This window comes from Flavobacterium sp. IMCC34518, assembly GCF_027111095.2.
GTDB lineage: Bacteria > Bacteroidota > Bacteroidia > Flavobacteriales > Flavobacteriaceae > Flavobacterium > Flavobacterium praedii.
The window spans coordinates 461,717-478,280 of record NZ_CP114284.2 but is presented as its reverse complement, the minus strand read 5'-3'; the positions used below and the strand labels follow the sequence as shown (position 1 = coordinate 478,280).

The 16,564-nt window shown below is 33.6% G+C and carries 13 protein-coding genes; 3 read left to right on the top strand and 10 right to left on the bottom strand.

Annotation, left to right across the window (positions count from 1 at the left end; genetic code table 11):
• Positions 1-71 precede the first annotated feature (71 nt).
• The 4 genes from secA to OZP06_RS01950 form a co-directional block, all read right to left on the bottom strand.
• Complete coding sequence (gene secA / locus OZP06_RS01965) at positions 72-3,422, bottom strand: preprotein translocase subunit SecA (protein ID WP_269223455.1); 3,351 nt, start codon at positions 3,420-3,422, stop codon at positions 72-74.
• Between the two features lie 84 nt (positions 3,423-3,506).
• Positions 3,507-3,728 carry a DUF2795 domain-containing protein gene (locus tag OZP06_RS01960; RefSeq protein ID WP_007138072.1) on the bottom strand — a complete coding sequence of 74 codons (222 nt, stop codon included), beginning with the start codon at positions 3,726-3,728 and terminating at the stop codon, positions 3,507-3,509.
• A 184-nt stretch (positions 3,729-3,912) separates the two neighbouring features.
• Positions 3,913-4,482 carry a cob(I)yrinic acid a,c-diamide adenosyltransferase gene (locus OZP06_RS01955; protein WP_281324169.1) on the bottom strand — a complete coding sequence of 190 codons (570 nt, stop codon included), beginning with the start codon at positions 4,480-4,482 and terminating at the stop codon, positions 3,913-3,915.
• A 66-nt stretch (positions 4,483-4,548) separates the two neighbouring features.
• Positions 4,549-5,235, bottom strand: coding sequence for an ABC transporter ATP-binding protein (locus OZP06_RS01950; RefSeq protein WP_269223454.1), 687 nt, complete (start codon positions 5,233-5,235; stop codon positions 4,549-4,551).
• 264 nt (positions 5,236-5,499) lie between these two features.
• Here OZP06_RS01950 and OZP06_RS01945 point away from each other — a divergent pair, with 264 nt between their 5' ends.
• A complete protein-coding gene (locus OZP06_RS01945) occupies positions 5,500-6,174 on the top strand; it encodes a DUF6565 domain-containing protein (protein ID WP_281324168.1) in 675 nt (224 codons plus the stop codon).
• A 378-nt stretch (positions 6,175-6,552) separates the two neighbouring features.
• Here the strand turns inward: OZP06_RS01945 and OZP06_RS01940 are convergent, their stop codons facing one another.
• Together OZP06_RS01940 and OZP06_RS01935 are read right to left on the bottom strand one after the other, a co-directional pair.
• On the bottom strand, positions 6,553-7,182 hold the full coding sequence (locus OZP06_RS01940; protein WP_269223452.1) for a carbonic anhydrase: 630 nt from the start codon (positions 7,180-7,182) through the stop codon (positions 6,553-6,555).
• A gap of 30 nt (positions 7,183-7,212) precedes the next feature.
• Complete coding sequence (locus OZP06_RS01935; RefSeq protein WP_269223451.1) at positions 7,213-7,992, bottom strand: class I SAM-dependent methyltransferase; 780 nt, start codon at positions 7,990-7,992, stop codon at positions 7,213-7,215.
• Positions 7,993-8,217: 225 nt separating this feature from the next.
• On the opposite strand from OZP06_RS01935, the gene OZP06_RS01930 reads away from it, so the two are divergent.
• Positions 8,218-9,765 carry an SDR family oxidoreductase gene (locus OZP06_RS01930; RefSeq protein WP_269223450.1) on the top strand — a complete coding sequence of 516 codons (1,548 nt, stop codon included), beginning with the start codon at positions 8,218-8,220 and terminating at the stop codon, positions 9,763-9,765.
• A gap of 96 nt (positions 9,766-9,861) precedes the next feature.
• Here the strand turns inward: OZP06_RS01930 and OZP06_RS01925 are convergent, their stop codons facing one another.
• From OZP06_RS01925 to OZP06_RS01910, 4 genes are all read right to left on the bottom strand, one after another.
• Positions 9,862-11,148 (bottom strand): hypothetical protein, encoded by a 1,287-nt coding sequence (locus OZP06_RS01925; RefSeq protein ID WP_281324167.1) that lies wholly within the window; start codon positions 11,146-11,148, stop codon positions 9,862-9,864.
• A 197-nt stretch (positions 11,149-11,345) separates the two neighbouring features.
• A complete protein-coding gene (locus OZP06_RS01920; protein ID WP_269223448.1) occupies positions 11,346-11,828 on the bottom strand; it encodes an FKBP-type peptidyl-prolyl cis-trans isomerase in 483 nt (160 codons plus the stop codon).
• Between the two features lie 204 nt (positions 11,829-12,032).
• Positions 12,033-13,895: an ABC-F family ATP-binding cassette domain-containing protein gene (locus tag OZP06_RS01915; protein ID WP_269223447.1), complete on the bottom strand. Its 1,863-nt coding sequence runs from the start codon at positions 13,893-13,895 to the stop codon at positions 12,033-12,035.
• An 81-nt stretch (positions 13,896-13,976) separates the two neighbouring features.
• On the bottom strand, positions 13,977-14,930 hold the full coding sequence (locus OZP06_RS01910; RefSeq protein WP_281324166.1) for a T9SS C-terminal target domain-containing protein: 954 nt from the start codon (positions 14,928-14,930) through the stop codon (positions 13,977-13,979).
• A 431-nt stretch (positions 14,931-15,361) separates the two neighbouring features.
• Here OZP06_RS01910 and OZP06_RS01905 point away from each other — a divergent pair, with 431 nt between their 5' ends.
• Positions 15,362-16,549: a glycosyltransferase family 2 protein gene (locus OZP06_RS01905; protein ID WP_269223444.1), complete on the top strand. Its 1,188-nt coding sequence runs from the start codon at positions 15,362-15,364 to the stop codon at positions 16,547-16,549.
• Positions 16,550-16,564 lie beyond the last annotated feature (15 nt).

The following is a 16,564-nucleotide window of genomic DNA, read 5'->3' as shown; positions in this document are numbered from 1 at the left end:
AATTTTATCCTTTTAATAAAAAATCCCCAACTACTTTCGTAATTGGGGATTCAAATCAATTCTATTTTTAATTAAGAAACCAAAACCCAAGCACCACTTGCGATTAAGCTTTCGGCTTTTTTGAATTTCATTTCTTGTGTTTGACCATTGGCTACATTTTGTATAGTTACTGTGTCATTTCTGTTTATTTTGGGTTGATCGCGAACGATAGTCTCAGTTACTTGTCGTTGTTGCGTTTGTCCAGCTTCTTGATTACGTTCTGCTAATTCATCAGAATTTAAAACTTCGTCTTTGCTTAACTTATAATCTTCTTTCTGACGTACGATTTTTGCCTCTTCAATGACAGGTGCATTTTGCGCAGGTAAATCCCCTTTAAATAAGAAAGATATCACTTCCTTGTTTACATTCTCCAACATTCCTCTAAATAAATTAAAAGCTTCCAATTTATAAATTAGTAATGGGTCTTTTTGTTCGTGAACGGCCAATTGAACGGATTGTTTCAATTCGTCCATTTTACGTAAATGTTTTTTCCAAGCTTCATCAACAATAGATAAAGTGATGTTTTTCTCAAAATCAGCAACTAGTTGAGCTCCCTCAGTTTCGTAAGCTTTTTTCAAATCAGTAACGACGTTAAACGATTTTATTCCATCGGTAAAAGGAACAACAATGCGTTCAAAATGATTGTTTCTGTCTTCGTAAACATTTTTTATAATTGGGAATGCTTCTCTAGCACTTCTTTCTGTCTTTTGAGTGTAAAATTCTAGCGTTGCTTTATAAAGCTTAGCTGTAATTTCAATTTCTGTTAATTTAGCAAAATCGGCTTCTGAAACTGGTGAAGTAAAGGAGAAATAACGAATAATATCAAATTCAAAATCCTTGAAATTATTTTTTGCTTTATTCACGTCAACGATCAATTCGCAAGTGTCGTAAAGCATATTGGCAATATCCAATTTTAGACGTTCACCAAACAAAGCGTGACGACGACGTTTGTAAACTACTTCACGTTGTGCGTTCATTACGTCATCATATTCTAATAAACGTTTACGAACACCAAAGTTGTTTTCTTCTACTTTTTTCTGAGCACGTTCGATCGATTTGGTCATCATAGAATGCTGAATCACTTCTCCTTCTTGCAATCCCATTCTGTCCATTACTTTGGCTACTCTTTCAGAACCAAATAAACGCATTAAGTTGTCTTCAAGAGAAACATAAAACTGAGAACTTCCTGGATCACCTTGACGTCCTGCACGACCACGTAACTGGCGGTCTACACGACGAGAGTCATGACGTTCTGTACCTACAATTGCCAAACCACCAGCCGCTTTTACTTCAGGAGACAATTTGATATCGGTACCACGACCCGCCATGTTGGTTGCAATGGTCACCACTCCAGGTTTTCCTGCTTCTTCAACAATTTGCGCTTCTTGTTTGTGCATTTTTGCATTCAATACATTGTGAGCTACACCACGCATTTTCAACATTCTGCTCAATAATTCTGAAATCTCCACCGAAGTTGTTCCAATAAGAACAGGTCTTCCTGCTTTTGATAATTCAGTAACATCTTCGATTACCGCATTAAACTTTTCACGAGTTGTTTTGTAGATATAATCTTCTTTGTCTATTCTAGACATTGGTCTGTTTGTTGGAATTTCTACAACATCCAATTTGTAGATTTGCCATAACTCTCCAGCTTCTGTTACCGCTGTTCCAGTCATACCACCCAATTTGTTGTACATTCTAAAATAGTTTTGCAAAGTAACTGTTGCAAAAGTTTGGGTAGCCGCTTCAATTTTTACGTTTTCTTTGGCTTCAATAGCTTGGTGTAATCCGTCAGAATAACGACGACCATCCATGATACGTCCTGTTTGCTCATCAACAATCATGATTTTGTTGTCCATGATTACATATTCTACATCTTTTTCGAATAAAGCGTATGCTTTTAAAAGCTGCGTCAAAGTGTGAATACGTTCGCTTTTTATACCAAAATCTTGAAATAATCTTTCTTTTTCTTCGGCTTCAGCATCTTTGTCCAGTTTTTTCTTTTCGATGATAGCAATTTCAGTTCCGATATCTGGAAGTACAAAAAAGTCAGCGTCAGTATCGCCAGAAAGGAATTTTATACCGTTATCTGTTAATTCTACTTGATTGTTTTTTTCTTCTATAACAAAATACAATGCTTCATCCACTTTTGGCATTTCGCGATTGTTGTCTTGCATATAAGAATTTTCGGTTTTTTGAAGCAATTGTTTGATTCCTTCTTCACTCAAAAACTTAATAAGTGCTTTGTTTTTTGGTAAACTTCTGTAAGCTCTTAGCAGTAAGAAACCACCGTCTTTAGTATTTCCTTCTTTGATTAATTTTTTTGCTTCAGAAAGAAAACCATTGGCCAATTGGCGTTGTAAACTGACAAGGTTTTCAATTTTTGGTTTCATTTCCATGAACTCATGACGGTCTCCTTGAGGAACTGGTCCCGAAATGATAAGAGGTGTACGGGCATCATCAATCAAAACAGAATCGACCTCATCCACAATCGCATAATTGTGTTTTCTTTGTACCAAATCTTCTGGCGAATGCGCCATATTATCTCTTAGGTAATCAAAACCAAATTCATTATTTGTTCCGTAAGTGATGTCTGCGTTGTAAGCATTTTTTCTTCCTTCTGAACTCGGTTGGTGATTATCAATACAATCTACAGTCAATCCGTGAAATTCGAATAAAGGGGCTTTCCACGTACTATCACGTTTGGCCAAGTAATCGTTTACGGTTACCAAATGAACACCGTTTCCAGTTAAAGCATTTAAGTATAATGGTAAGGTTGCAACCAGTGTTTTACCTTCTCCAGTTTGCATTTCGGCAACTTTTCCTTCGTGTAAAACCATTCCGCCAATCAATTGAACATCATAATGAATCATGTCCCAAGTGATTTCTTTTCCTGCAGCATTCCAAGTGTTTGCCCAAATAGCTTTATCGCCATCAAGTGTAATGTAGCTTTTGGTAGCAGATAATTCTCTGTCTTTTGCTGTAGCAGTAACCGTGATTTGTGTGTTGTCTTTGAAACGTCTTGCGGTTTCTTTTACCACTGAGAAAGCTTCTGGAAGAATCTCCATTAATGTTTTTTCAGAGATGTCGTATGCTTCTTTTTCTAAAGCATCTATTGCAATATAAATATCTTCTCTTTTGTCAATATCTTCAATGCTTTCTACTTCAAGAAGAAGGCTAGCAATTTTAGCATCTTTGTCTGCACGTGCTTGTTTTATTTTTTCTTTAAAATAAGCAGTCCTGGCCCTAAGTTCATCATTTGATAAGGCTTGTAAAGTGCTTTCAAAAGTTTTAATTTTATTTAAATAAGGCTGTAATGCTTTGACATCTTTCTCAGATTTATCTCCAACAAAGATTTTAATAATACTGTTTATGAAACTCATGATTTATTTTTATTTCTAATTTTATAACTGTGTAAATTTAAACAAAAAAAAAGCCTCTTTTGAGACTTTTTCTTGGTTTACTTTTTAATATTCATCCTCATTCCAAAGATAATCTTCGTCAGTTGGATAATCTGGCCAAATTTCTTCCATTGATTCATATATCTCGCCTTCATCTTCTATAGATTGAAGGTTTTCTACTACTTCTAATGGAGCGCCTGCTCTAATAGCGTAGTCAATAAGTTCGTCTTTGTTAGCAGGCCACGGTGCATCGCTTAAATATGATGCTAATTCTAATGTCCAATACATATTTGTCGATTTAGTTTTGTGCAAAAATAAATTTTTTACTGAAAAAGACAAGTAAAAAACCATTTATTTTTTAAAAAAATTAAGAACGTATTTTCAGACAGTAAGTATTAAGATAATTAATTCTAAATTTCAAAACTGAAAATCTTTTCTAAATACTGTAAACCGTAATCTATAAAACGTCAACCTATTTTCTAGGAATCCATTTTACTTCCTCGGCGTTTAAATCATGAGACAACTTTCGTGCCAATACAAAAAGATAGTCAGAAAGTCGGTTTAAGTACTTAATTGCAATTTCAGCAACAGGCTCATTATGGCTTAAATGCACTGCTAAGCGTTCTGCACGGCGGCAAACGCATCTTGCAATATGACAATATGACACGGTTTGGTGTCCTCCCGGTAACACAAAATGTGTCATTGTGGGAAGTGATTCTTCCATACTGTCTATTTCATTTTCCAGTAATTCAATATCAGACTCGATAATCCCAAGTTTTTTTAGACGTAATTCGCCATTTTTCATCACTTCTTTTTCTGGAGGAGTGGCAAGAATGGCTCCGACAGTAAACAATCGATCTTGAATTTCGATTAATATTTCTTTGTAATGATTATTTATTTCTTGGTCACGGATTAATCCAATGTATGAATTTAGTTCATCCACTGTTCCATAGCTTTCGATGCGGGCATGGTCTTTTGGTACTCTAGTGCCACCAAAAAGGGCTGTGGTTCCGCCATCTCCAGTTTTTGTATATACTTTCATTTTAAGTTAGAGATTAGAAGTTAGAAGTTAGAGGTTTACAAGTTCAGAATAATTCTAACCTCTAAATTATTTTGTTGTATCACTTTCAATAACACCGTCTCTTAAACGAATTACACGATGGGCGTAAGCTGCAATTTCCTCTTCGTGTGTAACTAGAATAACAGTATTGCCATTGGCATGAATATCTCCAAAAAGTTTCATAATTTCCAAAGAAGTTTTGCTGTCCAAATTTCCTGTCGGTTCATCAGCAAGTATGATGGAAGGTTTGTTTACTAATGCTCTAGCAATGGCCACACGTTGACGCTGTCCTCCTGAAAGTTGATTGGGTTGATGATCCATTCTATCACCAAGATTTACTTGGTTTAATACTTCAGTGGCTCTTGTGTTTCTTTCGGTTTTTGAATAGCCAGCATAAATCATTGGTAAAGCTACATTATCAAGAGCGGTAGTTCTTGGTAAAAGATTGAATGTTTGAAAAACAAATCCAATCTCTTTATTTCTAATTTCGGCCAGTTCGTCGTCTTTCATATGGCTTACATCTTTTCCGTTTAAGATATAAGTTCCAGATGTTGGTGTATCTAAGCAACCTAATAAATTCATTAAGGTAGATTTTCCAGAACCAGATGGACCCATTAAAGCTACATATTCCCCTTTGTTAATTTCTAAATCAATTCCTTTTAAGACATATACAATTTCGTTTCCTAGGACAAAGTCTCGTTTGATATTGGTTATTTTTATAAGTGGGTTTTTCATTAGAATTATTGCTAGTGGATTGTTGATATTTGGTTTTAAAAGTACAAAAGACTTTTTAATTATGATAAGTAGTTCTAGTTAGATTTTTGTTACAATTTATTCATATCTATTATCATTTGGGTAGTTTTAATTTTTATGAAATTTATATCGAATTTCGATATGTATCAGAATTTTTTGGATTGTTTGTATAATTGCTACATATATATTGGATACAATGGAACTCAAGGTACATTTGATACAGATATGTTTATTAAATCAAAAATTATGAAAACTAGAAAATTATTATTGGGAATGGCTGTAATTACTTTGGGATTATCTTCTTGCAAGGATGAAAAAAAAATACAGGCCGAAAAATCGGTAGATACCTATGTTGTCTATGTGGATTCATTAGGAAACACAGATACAGTAGTTACCAAAGAGAACTGGGAATCTATTCAAGCTAATTATGAAATAAGAAATGCTGCTGCTGAATTGGCTTTGGCTGATTTGAAAGATGATATTAAAGCACAAGAGCGAATTAATGCCAGTAGAGCCAAATATGAAGAACTTAAAGCAAAAATGGATGCGCAAACCGAAATTGAAAATCAAGCTATAATAGCGGACAATCCAAAACAACGATTGAGAAATGCACTTTTTGGTGTGGGAAAGGTTGGGAATGATATGAACTTTAATTGGGTAAATGCTAAAAATATTCTAGGTGTATACCAATTATTTGTTGATACCGCTCAAAAAAATAAAGACAGTTATACCCGTGAGGATTGGGATGAAGTAAAATTAATGTATGAAGCCTTGGATAGTAGAAAAAATACAGTGGAAAACGAGGGACTTACTTCAAATGATAATATGAAAATTTCTGGATTGAAGTTGAAATTTGCTCCGATGTATACTTTGAATAGAATGGGTGCAAAATCAACTGAAATGGCTAAAGCAAAAAAATAATTAATTATGGAATGAAATAAAATAATTTTTCATCATAAATATTTAATTTATTATAGTTTAATTAGTGTTAAAATTAAATACAAGTGTATTTCATCGATTTTATATAGAATATTGTCGATTTTTATTCTTGTATTTATTAAATTTGGTAATCAAAAGTTTAAATTTTAGTAGTAGGTTATTTAGGTTTAAACTTTTGTTTGATTGTTTAGCAAAAATTAATTTCATTCTAAAGCAATCAATTGAAATAAAATCTTCGGATTTTAGATTTTGTTATTCAGAATGGAAAAGACAGTCATGGGGGTGACTGTCTTTTTTTTGTTTTGATTTCAAACAAACTATTTTGAAACCATTTTGAATCTTTTTTTAAGTAAAACTTGTTTAGTTTGATATTTTGTAAATCTGGGTAATATCTTTCAATTTTTCTGTAAAGTTGATATTAAGGTCAATTAATTTTCCACTGTGAATATCAAAAATCCAACCATATACTTTTAAATTTCGGTCGTTGAATGCTTTTTGTACTTCGGCAGTTTTGATAACATTGATGCATTGTTCTTGTACGTTTAATTCAACTAACTTTTTATATTTTTCTTCCTCATTGGTTATGGCATCAAGCGTTTTTCGATGAATTCGATACACATCGCGGATGTTTCTTAGCCATGGGTTTAATATTCCCAAATCGGATTGTTGCATGGCTGCATGCACACCTCCACAACCATAATGACCACAAACTACGATGTGATTTACTTTCAAATGTACCACCGCATAATTGATCACAGACATCGAATTTAAGTCGGTATTTGGAACCATATTTGCAATGTTTCGATGCACAAAAACTTCTCCAGGTTCCAGCCCCATAAGTTCTTCGGCAGAAACACGACTGTCAGAACAACCAATATATAAAAATTCTGGAGATTGTCCTTTTGATAATTTTTCAAAATAGTTTTTATCTATTTGGAGCTGTTTGATAATCCATTTTTGGTTATTTTCAAAAATTTGGTTGATGTCCATAATGTAATTTTAAATTTTAAAACGGCAAATTTATGTTCTGATTATAAAATGCTGTTTGGGTTGCTCGTATCTAAAGAAGACCAATCCCCATTGAAAAGTATCTATGCTTACCGTCACTTTTGGATGGTTTTTTATAATTTCCCAAGCCGCTTCCATGTCTGCAGACCAATGAATATCATCAAAAATCCAAACTGTTTCATTGGTAATAGTTGGTAATAATAACTCAAAATAGTCTAATGTTGCTTTTTTAGAATGGTTGCCATCAAAGTAAATCAATTGGTAGCTTTCTGTTTTCTGTTGGCAGTTTTGCAGATAACTTAAAAAATCGGTTTCAATACATTCTATAGTATTACAATTGAATTTTTGCAATTGAATTTTTGCAACTGCAATTGTATTTGGACAGCCTTCGAGCGTTATGATTTTTGCTTTTGGATTTCCTAATGCAAGTGTGGAAGTTGCCAATCCTAATGAAGTCCCAATTTCTAAAACAGTTTCTGGTTGAAAATAATGGACAATTCGATACAATAATTGGGCTCGTTTGGGTGAGATTCCAGCCGTTTCTGCAATTTTTGAAATTTGTCTGATATTGGATTTAAAAACTCGAGAACCTGCACCAAAATCGGTTACCGAAATAGTATTTTTATTTTGCAAAAGTTCGTTTCGGTATTTTTTTAAAATGGCATACTCTAGTTTGTATTTTTTGTCATAAAAACATTTGGTCAATAAATTAAAGACAAATGGGGAATGAACTGCATGTTCGTTTTTGGATTGCCAAAGGAATTTAAGATAGGATTTGATTTGGAATAACATAAAGACTGTTTCACAAAGGTTCACAAAGAAAATGCGAAGATACACAGAGATTTTTTAAGTATTCAATATCTAAAAACTAAACTTTGTGCTTCGCTGTGTTTTCTCTAGATTTCTTGTGAAATAGCATTTTATTAAAGTATAAGCCAATATTTAACAGTCCCAAAATTTAAAACTATCTTTGCTCCCTTGAAATTTACATCAAGAAAAGTAAAGAATATTATAAGGATGACGGAAGAAACAGCTATTAAAAGTGCAATAACATTGGAAGAAATTAACCATTGCATCACTATTTTGACACAACTCAATACAGATACAGATCAAATTTTTGAAATACCAAAAGAACAACGAACAGCATTAATTAAAGCAGCAGGTCAGTTTTCGAGACCAGATCGTGATGAGTTTGCCCGTCGAAAAAAAGACGGAAAAGCAGTAGCCAAACGCAAGCAGGAAAAGAAAGACAGAACGGCCCGTAAAGAAACTGGAATTCGATCTGCTCGTGAAGCAAGTATATTTGTAGCTCCCAAATTATTGGCTGTAAATGATCTTGCCAATAAAGAGCAATTGGAATTGGAGACACCCCAGAATTGTTATGTATGCAAAACAGAGTTTACTAGAATGCATCATTTTTACGATTCGATGTGTCCGGATTGTGGTGATTTTAATTATGCCAAACGTTTTCAAAGCGCAGATGTAAAAGGGCAAATTGCCGTGATTACGGGTTCACGCTTAAAAATAGGGTATCATATTACTTTGATGTTACTTAGAGGTGGAGCAACAGTTATTGCAACAACCCGTTTTCCTGTGGATTCGGCTTTGCGATTTGCTAAGGAAGATGATTTTCTGGAGTGGGGACATCGCTTAAAAATTCACGGATTGGATTTGAGACATATTCCAAGTGTAGAGATTTTTTGCAATTTCATTGAACAAAAATACGGAAGGTTGGATATTCTAATCAATAATGCTGCACAAACGGTAAGACGTCCTGCGGGTTTTTATACGCACTTGATGGAAAATGAAGAACGAGCCATCGCTAGTTTGCCAAAATCTGCTCAAGAATTATTATTGGATCACACCAATTGTTTAGATGAGTTAAAAGTATTGACTTTGGGAGCTTCTTCCAACCAAAATATGCCAGTAACGTGGCACGGACCAGAACCCGGAATTGGTTTAAGGGCTTCTGCTAGATTATCCCAAATTCCGTATTCTTTTGACAATACGTTGGTCGCGCAAGAAGTTTTCCCAGAAGGAGAACTCGATGCCGACTTGCAACAAGTAGATTTAAGAAAAACTAACAGCTGGCGTTTGAAATTGGGACAAATCGAAACTACAGAAATGATTGAAGTGCAGCTAGTAAATTCGGTAGCTCCATTTGTATTGTGCAACCGACTTTCGGAAGTGATGAAGAAAGACATTACGGGCAAAAAACACATTATCAACGTTTCGGCAATGGAAGGAAAATTTTATCGTGATTTCAAGGAAGACCGTCATCCGCATACCAATATGGCCAAAGCAGCTTTGAATATGCTCACACACACAGCCGCAGGAACTTTGGCCAAAGATGGGATTTTTATGAATGCTGTCGATACAGGTTGGGTAACCGATGAAGATCCTGCCGAATTGGCCAAAAGGAAACAGGAAGAACAAGATTTTCAACCACCTTTAGATATCGTTGATGGAGCAGCACGGGTTATGGATCCTTTGTTTGATGGTATTAATACTGGAAAACACTGGTGCGGAAAGTTTTTGAAAGATTACAATCCGATTGCTTGGTAGAATTAGTCTCGATTTTAAGTCTCAATGGACACATTGGAGCTAATTTGAAGAAGACTTCTATCATACTGCGACTGAAAACTGCGACTTGAATAGTAGTTAGAATCCTTCTCCATCATTAAAATAGAATGTTTGAGAATCACGACCCAATCCAAAGTTGACTATAAAATTGGTTAGAGTGTTTTTGTCTAAAAGAACTCTCAATCCAAGTCCAATTGCGGGTTGAATGGATTCGAATAAATGGAGGTTTTTATCTTCCGAACTGGCAGTTGTAGCATTAGCAAAAACCGTTCCGCTGATCATTTGGTTTTTTGTAATTGGGAAACGATATTCGCTTTCAAAATACATCAAGTTGGTTCCTCTAAACAAACCTTGAGTATATCCTTTCCCGCTACGGCTATTTTGATCCCAACCTATTGCAGGTTGATTCAAATAAGGTTGTCTTCCACTTGTTAAAAATTGGCCATACGCCCAAAAACCAATTACATGTTGTTTGTTTGTTTTACTGATGGGAATAAAATATCGAGATTCTAGCAATAGTGTAGCGCTCTTGTGTTTATTAATATCGTTTTGTGGATTATAGCGATAATTCATGTTCAAATACAAACCGTTATTAGTGTTTATTAAATTGTCTCTAGCATCATAAATTAAGTTTAAACTAAAGCCATTTACAGCATAGTTTTTATCACTGAACCCGTATTTTTTTGAGTAATTGTAATGGTAAGTATATTGCATATTGGCAACATTCAATAACTTGTCATTTATATTGGTATAACTATCAAAATGAATTCCTAATCCAATAAAAAAAGAGCGATAGATATTATAAGAAACGGTTTCGTGAAATTTAAAATAATTATAATTCATTGGTTGCTCGATACTATTATAATCGAATTTCTTAAATTCGGCTCCCCAAGGAATAATATCGGTTCCTAATCCATAATTGGATTGTGAGAAAATATAATATCGAAAATCACCACTAAAAAAAAAGTGGTCATTACTGATGTACATATTGTTTTTTAAATAGGTCAAGACTTGTTTTTGGGAACTATAGGATGCACCACCAGATAGTAATGAGATTTTATTTTCTGGTTTTAATTTAAAGCTAAATTGACTTATGAACCCAAGAGTAAATCCATTTGCGGGTTGATAGCCTAATGTAGGGAATGCTATTAAATTTGTTTTAGAATCAGGTTTGCTGATTTTTAGTGTATCTTCTTTGGTAAATAAATCAACAATGGAGCGTAGTTTTTGTTTTATTTCTTTCTCTTTTTTCTCTTCCTGTGAAACGATTGTTTGAGAATAAAAAAAAGAAAAAATAAATAAGACTACGAATTTTGATTTCAAATTATTTGTAAAAGTCATACTAAAGACCTGAGTTATATCCAAACCCGTTTATTTTTCTGAATTAATATTTTTTTCAACAAAAGATAAAACTAAGCAAAATTTCTCATAGAGATTTAATTATTGTAATTAAAGTGATTTAACTTTATATCACTTGAATAAAATAAAATCAATAAAAAAGAAAAGCCACATTAGAAATGAATTTCGTTGTGGCTTTTTTTATGCATTAATTGGCTATAAAATTAATTTACTGAAATTAATTTTACATCAAAAATAAGTACCGAACCACCAGGAATAGGTCCCATACTGTTATTTCCGTACCCTAATTGTGCTGGTACCAAAAGAATAGCACTTCCTCCAGTTTTTAAATAAGGAATTCCTTCTGTCCAACCTTTTATAACTTGATCCAATCCAAAAGAGATTCCTTCAGGACCACTTTGGTCAAATACGGTTCCATTAGTGAAATAACCTTTATAAGCAACCGTTACATTAGAAGTTGCAGTTGGTTGTTTTCCAGTTCCAGGATCGGTGATTACATAATACAATCCCGAATCACTTTTTATAGTTTTTAAATTGTTTTTGGCTATGTAGTCGGTAATTTCTTTATTGTTTTTAGCAACGAAATCTACTGGAATTTCTTTTTGAATTGTAGGTTCTTTTTCTTTTCCTTTTGAACAAGAAATAAAAAGAGTCAAGGCTAGTAGGGCAAATAATAATGGTTTCATAGAAAAATATTTTTAAAGAAAGCAAATATAGTAAAACCGATAGTGATTTTATAAAAAAGATTTTTCGTGACTTTTATTTGAAAATTTTCAATTTAATGGAACAAAGATTTGCTTTACAAAATAATAAAGCCATAACGAAAATTAAATTTTGTTATGGCTTTTAGAACTATTCTTTAATATGTGTTTATCTCTGCAAACTAAAATTTATCCTTCCAATTTTGCACTCAACTCAAACCATCTTTCCTCTTTGTTCTCAATTTTCTTGATGATGTTTTCCAGTTCTTTGGCTTTCTTTTCGATATCGGCATCTGCTACTTTTCCATCAGAGAATAATTGCTCAATTTTGGTTTTGTCAATCTCCAATTCCTTGATTTCTTTCTCTATCTTTTGAAATTCTTTTTGCTCGTTGAAAGTCAAATTTCCAGTCGGATTGTTTTGCTTCCACTCTTTTTTCTCTGTTTTGTTATCTTCTTTTTGAGCCACATCAGTGCTGTCTTCATAGGCTCTAAAATCAGAGTAATTTCCAGGAAATGTTTCAATTTCTCCTTGACCTCTAAAAATAAACAACTGATCTACAATTTTGTCCATAAAATAACGGTCATGCGAAACCACTACCAAACAGCCCGGATAATCCAAAAGGAAACTCTCTAACACATTCAATGTCACAATATCCAAATCATTTGTTGGCTCATCGAGAATCAAAAAGTTTGGGTTCTGAATCAAAACGGTACATAAATACAGACGTTTCAATTCGCCTCCGCTTAATTTTTCTATATAATCGTATTGTTTTTTAGAATCAAAAAGAAAACGCTCTAACAATTGCGAAGCCGAAATCAGTCTGCCTTTTGTTAACGGAATAAATTCTCCGTATTCCTTAATGACATCGATTACACGTTGCCCTGGTTTTGGGTTAATTCCGCTTTGGGTATAATAACCAATTTTTATGGTATCACCCACAACCACTTTTCCACCATCCAGCGGAATAGTTCCTGTCAAAAGATTCAGAAAAGTAGATTTTCCAGTTCCGTTTTTACCAATGATTCCAATGCGCTCTCCACGTTGAAAATCATAACTGAAATTATCCAAAATGACGTGATCTTTGAATTTTTTAGAAATTTTGTGAAGCTCGATGATTTTGCTTCCCATACGTTCCATGTTAATTTCTAGTTCGACTACATTTTCTTTTCTGCGACTTTGGGCTTTTTCTTTAATATCATAAAAATCGTCCTGACGCGATTTCGATTTGGTTGTTCTCGCTTTTGGTTGGCGACGCATCCATTCCAATTCTTTGACAAATAAGTTTTGTGCTTTATCAACACTCGCATTTTCGGAGGCGATGCGCTCTTCTTTTTTCTCTAAATAATACGAATAGTTTCCTTTGTATTGGTATATTTTTCCGTTGTCCAACTCAATGATTTCATTACAAACACGCTCCAAGAAAAAACGGTCGTGTGTCACCATGAATAATGTGATATTTTCTTTGGCAAAATAACTTTCTAACCATTCGATCATTTCAAGATCCAAGTGATTTGTTGGTTCATCCAGAATCAATAAATCGGGACGGTTGATCAAAATAATAGCCAGTGACAATCGTTTTTTCTGTCCACCCGAAAGGTTTTTTACTTTCAGTTTAAAGTCTTCCAACTTCAATTTGAACAAAATTTGCTTGTATTGCGTTTCAAAATCCCAAGCATTGTGCTGATCCATTCCGTCAAAAGCTTTCTGATACGCTTCTTCATCCTCAGGATTTTCGAGTGCTTTTTCATAAGCTTCTATAATCTTTAAACTCTCATTATCCGATGCAAAAATGCTTTCTTCAATCGTTAATTCGTCTTGCAGTTTATTGTCTTGTGACAAAAAAGCCATTCGAATGCTTTTTCTCAGCACAACTTGACCAGTATCGGGCTCGTCAAAACCATTAATAATGTTCATTATGGTAGTTTTACCCGAACCGTTTTTGGCGATAAAGGCAATTTTTTGATCTTTGTTAATTCCAAAGGAAATGTCTTTGAACAGCGTACGCTCCCCAAAAGATTTAGATATATTCTCTACTGATAAATAATTCACAAGGCTAATTTTTTGGCAAAAGTAAGCTATTATGAGACTAAATGCGAATTGTTTATTTTGAAACTAAGAAAGACAAGGCAATCATTCTTTCAAATACGGACTCAAATCAATCGAATGTATTTGTTGCAGTGTGTTTACAAATGGTTTTTTTACAGTTGCTTCATTCGTTAAATAAAACAATGATTCGTCTTCAGTAGCAATTCCTTCAACCTGATGAAAGGGAAGTTCAATTTTGATTTTCCGTTGGTTTCCAGTAGAAAAATCATTGTTTTCATAATCATAAAATAGGTACACAAACGGCTGAAGCATTTTTGAATACCCACACAAAACAACACCTTTTTTCATAGGTAATACCGTTGCGCCTGTAATCAGTCCTTGCACATTCAGAGTCTCTTTGAGTTGGGCAATGTGCGTCCCGGGATTTTTTGGTAAAGAATACAAACTCGTTTTCTCACTATTCCATTGTTTGCTAAATAAATATATACTGTCCTGTAAAACTACAAATGCCTCACAGTCAAAATCGGTGGTGTTTGCTTTCTGAACATTGAAATCTGTTTGGTTTTCATACGAAAAAGCAATAGTGTCAATTATAGATATGTTTTCCAAAACTGACTTTTTATCAACTCTCAAAATCTGCAAATCTTGTCGGTTTCCTTTGTAATTATTTCCAAAATCGCCAATATAGAAATACAAACTGTCTTGCGAAATTTCCTCCCAGTCGTTATTTTTTATCCCTTGTAGTGTAATTTTCTTCTGGATTTGTCCTTTTTTGTCTAATCCATAAAGAGTAGTGTCATGATCGTCATTGTGTGTCCATAATAAACCATCAAAAGCAATCAAGCCTGAAGTTTCCGTAATGGAATCGCTTAATTTTCCTGTGAAAATCGACTTTACTTTTGCGGAAGCATACTCACAACTGCCATTATTTTCGGTGGCTTTTGGATCAAAATTTTTCGCCAAACGATCTGTACAGCCCTGAATTTGGGCATAAGAACCAGTCACAACCAGAAAGAAAACGATAATTGTTTTTAGCATAATTATCTTCAAATAGAAATCAAAAGCAAGATATTAAACAATAGCATAGAAAAAAAGGTTTTGGAGCGAATGATTGAGCATTTTTGGAGACATCGTTCCCGCTATCCGTTATATCTTTTTTTAATAACCCTTTCAAAGTTCAAAACTCTGAAAGGGTTATTAAAAAAAGGATGCCACTTCTATCGGGGCTAAAGAGGTTTTATGGTTTTTGGGATTGTTTTTTTTGATAAGGCAATTTTCTTACCTAGATATGAGAAAGCTCCGTAAATATAGCTGTAATTCGGTAATAAAGCAGGTGATTAATCAAAATAAAAAGCTGTCTAGCCCTATATTTTTTTCTTTTTTAATAACTAATAATTGCTATAAGAGTCATGAATATAAAAAACAAATGGGATTGTTTTTTTGGAATTTCTATTCTTTATATTTGCCTTATGCAATTATCCGTTATCATTCTCAATTATAATGTTCGCTATTTTTTAGAACTCTGTGTGCAAAGCGTACAAAGCGCTTTAGAAAACATAGATGCCGAAATCATTGTGGTAGACAACAATTCTTCTGATGATAGTTGTTGCGTCATAAAATCTCGTTTTCCCAAGGTTAAGCTCATTCAAAACAGTCAAAATGTAGGTTTCCCAAAAGGCAACAATATAGGAGTAGCTCAGGCAAAAGGGGAGTATATTTGTATTCTAAATCCGGATACCGTCGTTGCAGAAGACACATTTGAAAAAGTATTGAATTTTGTCACTTCGAGCGCAATCCAGAAGAATGAAATGGGAATTGTAGGCGTAAAACTAATCGACGGAACCGGTAATTTTCTGCCCGAAAGTAAAAGAGGAATTCCCATACCTTGGGTTGCTTTTACCAAAATTACAGGCCTATACAAACTCTTTCCAAAATCTAAATATTTTAATCAATTCTATGCGCAGCATTTATCTGAAGACCAAACAGGCAAAGTAGAAATTTTGGTTGGGGCTTTTATGTTCTTGAAAAAAGAATTGTACGATGAGGTTGGAGGTTTTGATGAAGATTGTTTTATGTATTCAGATGATATTGATTTGTCCTATATGGCTTTGCAAAAAGGAAAGACAAATTATTATTTTCACGAAACAACCGTAATACATTATAAAGGCGAAAGTACAATAAAGGATGGTACTTATATGAAACGTTTTCAAGAAGCAATGGCGTTTTTCTATAAAAAACATTTTAATGTTTCTTTTCTTTTTTCGGTATTTATGAAAATGGGAATTGTATTTTTTTCTGTAATAAAAAGAATTCAAGGCCGAGCCAAAACCAAAAGTGTTTCCGAAAATTTTTTGCTATTATCTACCTCTGAAGCATTGGTAAAAATAATAGCACTGCTTGTTCAAAAAAAGGTAAATTTTCTCGAATGGAAATCAGAAAAAGAGGTAAATTTGTCATCAAATTCAATAAAAAAAGGGACGCAAATTATTATGGATAATGAGTTTTTTTCTTTTAAAGAATGCATTAAAATTCATGAAAGGTTTAAAAATAAAGGAATAACCTTTAGAATTATACCTAAAAACGCAGATTTTATCATTGGAAGTGATTCTTCTAATGATAGAGGAGAGGTTGTAATAATCGGTAAAAATTACATTTAGTGTAATTTATATTGA

Excerpts from the sequence above, each read along its gene's own strand:
- OZP06_RS01935 (WP_269223451.1), bottom strand. The coding sequence starts at position 7,992 with ATGTTATTCCAAATCAAATCCTATCTTAAATTCCTTTGGCAATCCAAA.
- OZP06_RS01905 (WP_269223444.1), top strand. The coding sequence starts at position 15,362 with ATGCAATTATCCGTTATCATTCTCAATTATAATGTTCGCTATTTTTTA.
- OZP06_RS01945 (WP_281324168.1), top strand. The coding sequence starts at position 5,500 with ATGAAAACTAGAAAATTATTATTGGGAATGGCTGTAATTACTTTGGGA.
- secA (WP_269223455.1), bottom strand. The coding sequence starts at position 3,422 with ATGAGTTTCATAAACAGTATTATTAAAATCTTTGTTGGAGATAAATCT.
- OZP06_RS01930 (WP_269223450.1), top strand. The coding sequence starts at position 8,218 with ATGACGGAAGAAACAGCTATTAAAAGTGCAATAACATTGGAAGAAATT.
- OZP06_RS01960 (WP_007138072.1), bottom strand. The coding sequence starts at position 3,728 with ATGTATTGGACATTAGAATTAGCATCATATTTAAGCGATGCACCGTGG.
- OZP06_RS01955 (WP_281324169.1), bottom strand. The coding sequence starts at position 4,482 with ATGAAAGTATATACAAAAACTGGAGATGGCGGAACCACAGCCCTTTTT.
- OZP06_RS01940 (WP_269223452.1), bottom strand. The coding sequence starts at position 7,182 with ATGGACATCAACCAAATTTTTGAAAATAACCAAAAATGGATTATCAAA.
- OZP06_RS01920 (WP_269223448.1), bottom strand. The coding sequence starts at position 11,828 with ATGAAACCATTATTATTTGCCCTACTAGCCTTGACTCTTTTTATTTCT.
- OZP06_RS01950 (WP_269223454.1), bottom strand. The coding sequence starts at position 5,235 with ATGAAAAACCCACTTATAAAAATAACCAATATCAAACGAGACTTTGTC.
- OZP06_RS01910 (WP_281324166.1), bottom strand. The coding sequence starts at position 14,930 with ATGCTAAAAACAATTATCGTTTTCTTTCTGGTTGTGACTGGTTCTTAT.